Annotated in this window: 9 protein-coding genes; 4 read left to right on the forward strand and 5 right to left on the reverse strand. The window is 67.6% G+C overall.

Features of this window, described 5'->3' with window-relative positions:
• Positions 1 to 222: 222 nt before the first annotated feature.
• Complete coding sequence (locus PVW46_RS26350; RefSeq protein WP_043139786.1) at positions 223 to 1,101, reverse strand: cytochrome c; 879 nt, start codon at positions 1,099 to 1,101, stop codon at positions 223 to 225.
• A gap of 6 nt (positions 1,102 to 1,107) precedes the next feature.
• Complete coding sequence (locus tag PVW46_RS26355) at positions 1,108 to 1,560, reverse strand: c-type cytochrome (RefSeq protein ID WP_043139783.1); 453 nt, start codon at positions 1,558 to 1,560, stop codon at positions 1,108 to 1,110.
• Positions 1,561 to 1,758: 198 nt separating this feature from the next.
• On the opposite strand from PVW46_RS26355, the gene PVW46_RS26360 reads away from it, so the two are divergent.
• The gene (locus tag PVW46_RS26360) at positions 1,759 to 2,706 is read left to right on the forward strand and encodes a tetratricopeptide repeat protein (RefSeq protein WP_069209843.1); all 948 of its coding nucleotides are present in this window, start codon (positions 1,759 to 1,761) and stop codon (positions 2,704 to 2,706) included.
• Positions 2,707 to 2,709: 3 nt separating this feature from the next.
• Here the strand turns inward: PVW46_RS26360 and PVW46_RS26365 are convergent, their stop codons facing one another.
• A complete protein-coding gene (locus PVW46_RS26365; protein WP_069209842.1) occupies positions 2,710 to 4,239 on the reverse strand; it encodes a Hint domain-containing protein in 1,530 nt (509 codons plus the stop codon).
• Between the two features lie 97 nt (positions 4,240 to 4,336).
• Positions 4,337 to 4,876 carry a hypoxanthine phosphoribosyltransferase gene (gene hpt, locus PVW46_RS26370; protein ID WP_043139779.1) on the reverse strand — a complete coding sequence of 180 codons (540 nt, stop codon included), beginning with the start codon at positions 4,874 to 4,876 and terminating at the stop codon, positions 4,337 to 4,339.
• A 70-nt stretch (positions 4,877 to 4,946) separates the two neighbouring features.
• Here hpt and PVW46_RS26375 point away from each other — a divergent pair, with 70 nt between their 5' ends.
• From PVW46_RS26375 to PVW46_RS26385, 3 genes are all read left to right on the forward strand, one after another.
• Positions 4,947 to 5,390 (forward strand): type II toxin-antitoxin system RatA family toxin, encoded by a 444-nt coding sequence (locus PVW46_RS26375; protein WP_069209841.1) that lies wholly within the window; start codon positions 4,947 to 4,949, stop codon positions 5,388 to 5,390.
• 151 nt (positions 5,391 to 5,541) lie between these two features.
• The gene (locus PVW46_RS26380; RefSeq protein WP_069209840.1) at positions 5,542 to 6,078 is read left to right on the forward strand and encodes a hypothetical protein; all 537 of its coding nucleotides are present in this window, start codon (positions 5,542 to 5,544) and stop codon (positions 6,076 to 6,078) included.
• 58 nt (positions 6,079 to 6,136) lie between these two features.
• Positions 6,137 to 7,411 carry an MmgE/PrpD family protein gene (locus PVW46_RS26385; RefSeq protein ID WP_069209839.1) on the forward strand — a complete coding sequence of 425 codons (1,275 nt, stop codon included), beginning with the start codon at positions 6,137 to 6,139 and terminating at the stop codon, positions 7,409 to 7,411.
• A gap of 84 nt (positions 7,412 to 7,495) precedes the next feature.
• Here the strand turns inward: PVW46_RS26385 and PVW46_RS26390 are convergent.
• Positions 7,496 to 8,047, reverse strand: a 552-nt coding sequence (locus PVW46_RS26390; protein ID WP_443137067.1) for an ammonium transporter, incomplete at its 5' end; no start/stop codon positions are given.

Consider the following 8,047-nt stretch of genomic DNA (forward strand, 5'->3'; position numbering starts at 1 on the left):
CACGCCATTTGGCAGGTGTCGCTCGGCTCGGGACTCACCAAAGCGAAAGCCGGCTTTCTCCCCGGTTCCCTCCCTCGCCTGTTTCGCCCCCTGACAGGCCGGCGCACCCGCCCCAAGCACAATAGCTGCATCCCCGCGGCGCGGTGGCTGATGCGTTTGGGGAAGGCGGGGAAGGCGGCTGAACCCGGCGCGCGGGTTCAGCCCGGGATCAATTGACCGGGGTCATTCGTCCAGGGGCGGCAGGGCCTTGATGTAGGCGGCCACCGCCTCGCGGTCTTCTGCCGGAAGAGCGGCGAAGTTTTCGACCACCTCGGCCATGTGGCCCCCCACCGCGTCGAAACTCGGGGTGAAGCCCGATTCGAGGTAATAGGCCACGTCGGCTGCGGACCAGTCCAGCTTGTCCGGTGTCAGCGCGGGGATCGTACCGCTCCCCGAGGGGTTCGGCGCGCCGCCCATCCACCGGGCCTTGTCCAGCGCCCCCAGCGGGTTGCGCGGGGTGTGGCATTCGGCACAGTGGGCCAGCGTTTCCACGAGATAGCGGCCACGCTCGTTGTCCGCGGCCTCGATCACGTAGTCATCCGACATGAAGAGGAACTTCCAGCCGCCGACGGAGCGGCGGATGTTGAAGGGAAAACCCACGTCATGCGGCTTGCTGGCCACGTCGCTGGGGTCCAGTGTCTGCATGTAGGCCCAGAGATCGCTCAGGTCCTGGTCCTGCATCTTGGTGTAGGCGGTATAGGGGAAGGCAGGGTAATAGTGCTGACCTTCCGGGGACACGCCGCGCGTCACCGCGTTGGCGAAATCCTCGAAGCTCCAGCCGCCGATGCCCGCCTCGGGATGGGGCGAGATGTTTGGGGCATAGAAGGTCCCGAAATCCGACACGAATTCCATTCCGCCAGTCAGCAGCAGCTTGTCCTCGGACCCCTTGGCATGGTGGCACGAGGCACAGCCCGCCGCGGTGAACACCGTCTCGCCGCGCGCGGCATCGCCGGTCAGCCCGTCGAAACGGGCCGCGTCCACGCGGTTGGGGGCTGTCACCCACAGGCCGATCCCGGCGCCGACAATCGCCGCCAGGACCAGAAGTTTCAGAAAGCTGCGCACCGCGGCTTACTCGGGCGCGCGATAGGTGTCGTGGCAGGCCTTGCAGGCATTGCCGAGCGCGCCCATGTTCGGGCCCAGTGCATCGCGGCCAGTGCCGGCGGCGGCTGCCATCGCGGTGGCGGCTTCGCCGAAGTCGGCCCACTTGGACGCGAAGTCGTCCATGTTGCCCCAGATGTCGGCCTTGGCGCGGGTGCCGGCGATCGATCCGTCGTCGGTGCCGTCCGGCCACATGGCGCCCTGCGACAGCGACGACACGGCCACCAGCGAATCGGCTGCGGCCTGTGCCGCCTCGGCGTCATACTCGACCGTGCCGCGCGCCATTCCCCCCAGGACGCCCAGGTTCAGCGCCATGATGTTGAACTGGCCCTGGCGTGCCTTGACCGGCTGCGGAAGGTCCTGTGCGAGGGCGGGGGTGCCTAGAACGGCCAGAAGCGCCAGTGCGGCAAATGGAGTTTTCATGGGTATCTCCCTGTGTTGAATACCTGCAGCATAATATCGCAGGCCAATGTGACAATCACATTCTTGCCTGCCGGATACCATGTGCTCTCGCGCAGGTGTGATCTGCAAGCTCGCGCAGCATCCTTGGCGTTTGACCGGCGGACAACCGCCTGACTATCCTTGCTGCAGATAACGTCTTTTTTCACGGAGTCCTTTGCCATGTCCCGTTTCCTTGCCGCGCTGATCGCGCTCTGGCCGCTGGCCGCATCCGCCCAGGGCGCCCTTGACCGGGAAATTTCTCCAGCCCTGGCCGAAGCGCGCGACGCCTGGCTGAACGGGCGCTACGAGGGGATCTGGGATACCGTGCGCGCCGCGGCAGAGGCGGGCGACCCGGTGGCGCAGAACATCCTGGGCGCCAGCCTGACCGAAAAGGACGGCAGCAGGGGGCTGGCCTATGATCCGGCGGCCGGGCTGGACTGGTACCGGCGTGCCGCCGAACAGGGATTTGCCCGGGCACATTTCAACATGGCGTTGTTCTGGCAGAACGATCACGACGGATTCGGCATCGACTATGACAAGACCCGCGCCCTGGCCGAAGAGGCAATCGCGCTGGACTATCCGCAGGGCTGGAACCTGCTGGGTGACATGTATTTCCACGGTCGCGGCGTCGAGGCGGACAAGGTCATGGCGCTGGAGATGTACCGCAAGGGGGCGGATGCCGGCACCTTCAACGGGCTGCGCGAGGTCGGCTATGCCTATTACCACGGCAATGGCGTGGCGCGGGATGTGGACCTCAGCCGCCTCTACCTGGAACGCGCGGTGGCGGCGGGCGACACGAAATCGATTCCCGACCTCGCCTGGCTGTACGAGGGCAACGACGGCATCGCGCAGGACCTGCTGAAATCCTACCTTCTCTATCGCATGGGCGTAGAAAAGGGCGTGGCCAAGGCGGCCTTCGAACTGGGCCTGTTCGTCGCCTGGGAGGACTACGAGGGATTCTGGCACGATCCGGTCAAGGGCTACGGCTATTGCCTGCTGGGCCTCGACTGGGGGCACAGCCTGGAAGAGGGGGATGCCGCCGCCGACTGCGAGGAGATCGCCGAGGGGTTCGACGAGACCCGGCGCGCCACGGCGCGGGCCTTTGCCGAGAGCCTCAAGGCGCGTTGAGCCTCAGGCGTCCTGTGCCCGGCATCCCTGCGCCCGCAGCCTGCGGGCCGAAATCCGGGGCAGGGGCATCTCGCGGATGATCCGCTCGGCGCCGTATAGCGCAAGGTATTCGTCAAAATTGTCGAAGGCGCGGCGGCCGCGAAAGTCGATGAAGGTCTCGACCGGGGCACCCTCGGCCAGGATCACCGAATGGGCCTCGGTTTCGACGTGATACCATGTCATCCGGGCGGGGAGGTCGCGCGCCGGGATCCAGCGGATGCCCGCGCCATCCACCAGTGCCGCGGCGTTGACCACCGTGCCGTCCAGCACCAGGCCGTGATCGCCGGTCACCACGAGGTCGCGCAGGGGCAGGCCCCGCCCCAGCGCCCCGGCACCGATGCGCACCGCCTGCAACGCGCGCGGCGGGCCGCTCTGCCGTCCGATCCACAGCACGGGCACGGGGATGCCGTCGGCGGTGTCGACCATGTCGCCGGTCCGCAGCTCTGCGACCGGCAGCGTTCCTCCGGGTACGGCGATCCGCGTTCCACCGGCAAAGCATTGCACTTCGTAGGCGCCCGCATCGGCAAAGGCGCTGCCGTCATTGCCCACGCCCGGCACATCGTAAAGCGGCTTGCCCCGCGCGTCCGCCAGGGCCGAGACGCCCACGTCCAGCGCCGGGTTGGTGGCGCTGTCGACCAGCGCCACGGTCGCGACCGGCCCGCCGTTGTAGGCCAGCGTGTTGGTGCCGAAGATCAGCGCCCGGTCGCCGTCGATCACGTTGCCGCCGTTGTCGGTGAAATCGCCGGTCACGTTGGGGCCGATATCCGCCGTGTTCCCGCTGACGATGGTATTGGTCAGCGCCATCGACCCGAATTGCTGGAAAATGCCGCCGCCCGTGGCGCCGGTACCCGCCGCGACATTGTCGGTCACCGTGCAGTCGATCAGCGTCAACTGGGTGCTGGCATTGCCGCTGGCGCTGATCGCGCCGCCTTCGCCGGGATAGCCCGCAATAACCGTGTTGTTGGTGAAGGTCGTGTTCGTCGCCGTCATGACCCCCTGGCTGAAGACCGCGCCACCCTTGCCGAAGGCATGGTTGTAGGCAAACGTGCTGTCGGTGATCGTCAACGTGCCGTTGTTCCAGATCGCGCCGCCCGGGCCGTTCGGGGCCGCGTTGCCGGTGAAGGTACAGGCCTCCACGATCAGCGTCGCGTCGCCCGCGATATAGACCGCCCCGCCGCCGCCGACCGATCCACCGGTCAGTACCAGCGCGTTCAACGTCAGGCTGGACACGCCCCGGACCGCAAAGATCTGGTCGACTCCATTGGCATCCAGCGTGATGTCGGCACGCCGGTCGGCCCCCAGGACATCGCCGTCGATGGTCAGGTCCTTCTCGATGCCGATCCGGCCCTGCGTCAGCTCCACGCGCCCGCCGGCAAGAGCGGCGTCGAAAACCACCGTGTCGCCCGAGGCCGCCTGTTCGACCGCCTCGCGCAGCGTGGTCAGCCCGTCGTCTGCCGTGACGTCCCCAAGCGATGTGACCGTGATGACCGCCATGATGCCAATCCCCCCGGGCGCAGCCTGACACCAAACCCGCGGCGGACAAAAATGCCCTTTCGATGCATCTTAGGCAGCCGGTCAGGCACCCCAGTGCTCAGTCGGTAAAACGGACCTTGCCGATATAGGGCAGGTTGCGGTTGCGCTGCGCAAAATCGATGCCGTAGCCCACGACGAATTCGTCCGGGATCTCGAAGCCGGTCCAGTCGGCCTTGATCTCCACCTCGCGCCGCGTGGGCTTGTCCAGCAACGCGATGACCTTCAGCTTGCGCGGCTCGCGCCCGCTCAGCATGTGCAGGACATGGCTCATGGTAAAGCCGGTGTCGATGATGTCCTCGACCACCAGCACGTCGCGTCCCTCGATCCCCGACCGCAGGTCCTTGAGGATACGCACCTCGCGGCTGCTTTCCATGCCGTCTCCGTAGGACGAGGCCTCGAGGAAATCGACCTCCACCGGCAGGTGCAATTCGCGCACGAGATCGGCGATGAAGACGAAGCTGCCGCGCAACAGGCCCACCACCACCAACTTGTCGGTGTCGGCGAACTCGCGGTCGATCTCCTGTGCCAGGGCCTCGATCCGCGCGGCGATGGATTTGGCCGAGATCATCTCGTCTACGACATAAGGACGCTTTGTCATGGCTTTCCCTTGAAATTCCCGCCCGACAATACGAAATCCCGCCGCATTGTTCAGTCCCGAAAAGAGCGACATGCCGACCCACTCAGAAACCCGCAAGCTGCCCTATAGCGCCCAGCAGATGTATGACCTGGTGGGGGACGTGGCCTCCTACCCGAAATTCCTGCCCTGGACGGCCGCGGCGCGCATCCGTTCGCGCCAGGAGATGGGCGACCACGAGGTGATGCTTGCCGACCTTGTGATCTCGTTCAAGGTCTTCCGGGAAAAGTTCGGCAGCCGCGTCACGCTCTGGCCCGCCGACATGCGCATCGACACGGAATACCTCGACGGCCCCTTTCACCACATGGTGTCGAAATGGGGGTTCAAGGATGTCGAGGGCGGCTGCGAGATCTCCTTCTTCGTCGACTTCGAGTTCCGCAACCGCATCCTGCAGGGGGCGGCGGGCATGTTCTTCTACGATGCCATGCAGCGCATCGTGCGGGCCTTCGAACGCCGCGCCGCAGAGCTGTATGGGTGACATGGGTGGGGGCTTGGCACGGGCCCCGGCGCCACCTGCGCGCCGTTAACCAGCTTTCGCGAATCCCCCCTTGCCGGGGGCCTTCGCCCCCAATTCGCCCGATTTCCGGCGTATCTCCGAACAGGCCGTTACCTCTGTTTCGGAGCCGCTCATGCCCGCCGTCTTCAACATTGCCGCGCTGAAACTGCCGTTGGTACAGCTGATCGGCCTGCCGCAGGCGGCCAGGAACGCGGCGCAAAAGGTGCCGCCCGGACAGGCGCCGCAATCCGCCGCCCAGGGCGCGCCCTCAGGGGCCGCGCCCAATGGCGCCGGGGCGCCGATGGCCACGGGCGCGGTCCTGCCACCCTCTGCACAGCTGCCCGTTCCCGCCCCGCCGCCCGTCGTCTCGACCAGCCAGACCGGCAGGCTTGCGGCGGCGGCGATCAACGGGCTGGACCGGCGCCCCGAGGACCGCCAGGGCAGGGGCGGGCAGGGCGACCGGCGCCGCCGTGACCCGCCGTCCGAACAGGCGCCCGGCCAGGCACCCGATCAGACTCCCGAACAGACTCCCGAACAGGCGGCCCTGAACGGCCCGGCACCCCCGCAGGGCCTGCCCGGCGGGCCGGCGCCAGCGTGTTCCGCCCTGCAACGGGCCGCCCCGGCCTATGCCGCCGCCCGCAGCGTCACCGGACCCGACGGGGCAGAGTGACTTTACCTCGCCGGGCATCTGGCTAGTCTGCGCCGCGGACCACAGCCGGAGGCGCCCCATGACATCCCCTTTCACCCCGATCATCGAGGCCGCCCGCGCCGCCGACACCGAGACCGCGCGCGCCATCATGGCGCTTTCCGCGCTCGACTGGGCCGCCTGCGGCATCGCGGGGCAGGGAGAGCCGGTGTCGCAACTGACCCGCGCCCTGGCCGAGGACGAGGGCGGCACGCCGCAGGCCACGCTTTTCGGCGGTGGACGGGCGCCGATGCGGACCGCGGCGCTGGTCAATGGCGCCGCCTCGCACGCGCTGGATTATGATGACACGCATTTCGCCCATATCGGGCACCCCTCCGTGGCCGTTCTGCCGGCGGCGCTTGCGGTGGGCGAGAGGCTCGACAAACCCTTGCAACAGATCCTCGCCGCCGCGCGCCTGGGGGCAGAGGCCTCTGTCCGGTTCGGCCTGCGCTTTGGCCGGTCGCACTACCAGGCGGGCTATCACCAGACCGCGACCGCCGGGGCCTTCGGTGCCTGCCTCGCTGCCGCCGAACTGATGGACCTGACCGGGGATCAATGCCTGCATGCGCTTGGTCTGACCGCCACCCGCGCCTCCGGCCTCAAGTCGCAGTTCGGCACGATGGGCAAACCCTTCAACGCCGGCATCGCCGCCGCCAACGGGGTAGAGGCGGCCTTTCTTGCCGCGCGCGGTTTCATTTCCAACCCGGACGCGCTCGACTGTACCAACGGTTTTGTCCAGACCCACCTCTGCGACGGCAGCACGGACCAGCCGTCGGGCGCGCTGCTGGAAAGCCTCAGCCACAAGTTCCACGCCTGCTGTCACGGGCTGCACGCCACGCTCGAGGCGCTGGCCACGATGCCCGATCTGGACCCGGCGCAGATCACCGGGATCACGGTTTTCACCCATCCGCGCTGGCTCACCGTCTGCAATTTGCCCGCGCCGACCACGGGGCTTGGCGCCAAGTTCAGCTATCGCACCGCCGTCGCGCTGGCGCTCCTGGGTCATGACACCGCCGCGCTGGAGACCTATAGCGACGCACTCTGCGCCGATCCGGCGGTGATCGCCCTGCGTGACCGGGTCGAGGTGGTGGGCAAGGACGAGTTGAAAGAGACCGAGGCGCTGGTCACGCTGGACGGACCCAAAGAGGGGCGGATGGCCAGTTTCGATCTCGAAAGCCCGATGACGCTGGACACACGCCGCGCCCGGCTGCACGCCAAGGCCGCGGCCCTTGTCGGAGAAACCCGCGCCCAGGCGCTCTGGCAGGCCGTGGATCGTGGCGACCGCGCCGGTTTCTGCGGGTTGCTGGCCCAGGCGTGACCCCGTCCCGGGCCTGCCCCTGGACCTTTCCCCAAAGGAAAACGGGCCCCGCCGGGGCCCGTTCGTCGTCACAGGTCAGCCGCCTCAGCTGGCGTGGTCGTAGGCCCGTTCGCCATGCACCGAGATGTCCAGCCCGTTGACCTCGCTTTCCTCGTCGACCCGCAGCGGCACAACCGCCTTGACCAGGTAGATCAGCACCACCGTCACGACCGTGGTAAAGACCCCGACAACGACCAGCGACCCCAGCTGCGCCGCCCAGGACCCCAGGCCAAAGACCGCGATCATCACCGTGCCGAAAATCCCGCCGACACCGTGCACGGCGAAGACGTCCAGCGTGTCGTCGATCCGCAGCTTGTTGCGGATCAGGTTGACCGCCTCCTGGCAGAGGATACCCGCCACCGCGCCGATGATCAGCGCCTGCACCGGGCCGACAAAGCCCGACGCCGGGGTGATCGAGGCCAGCCCCGCGATCGTCCCCGTCACCATGCCCACCATCGAGGCCTTGCCGAACTTCACCTTTTCCCAGAGCGCCCAGGTCAGCGAGGCCGCTGCCGCACTCAGATGGGTGACCGTCAGCGCCATCGCCGCGCCGCCGTCCGCCGCCAGTTGCGAGCCGCCGTTGAAGCCGAACCAGCC

This window comes from Mameliella sp. AT18 (assembly GCF_028807275.1).
Classification (GTDB): Bacteria; Pseudomonadota; Alphaproteobacteria; order Rhodobacterales; family Rhodobacteraceae; genus Antarctobacter; species Antarctobacter albus.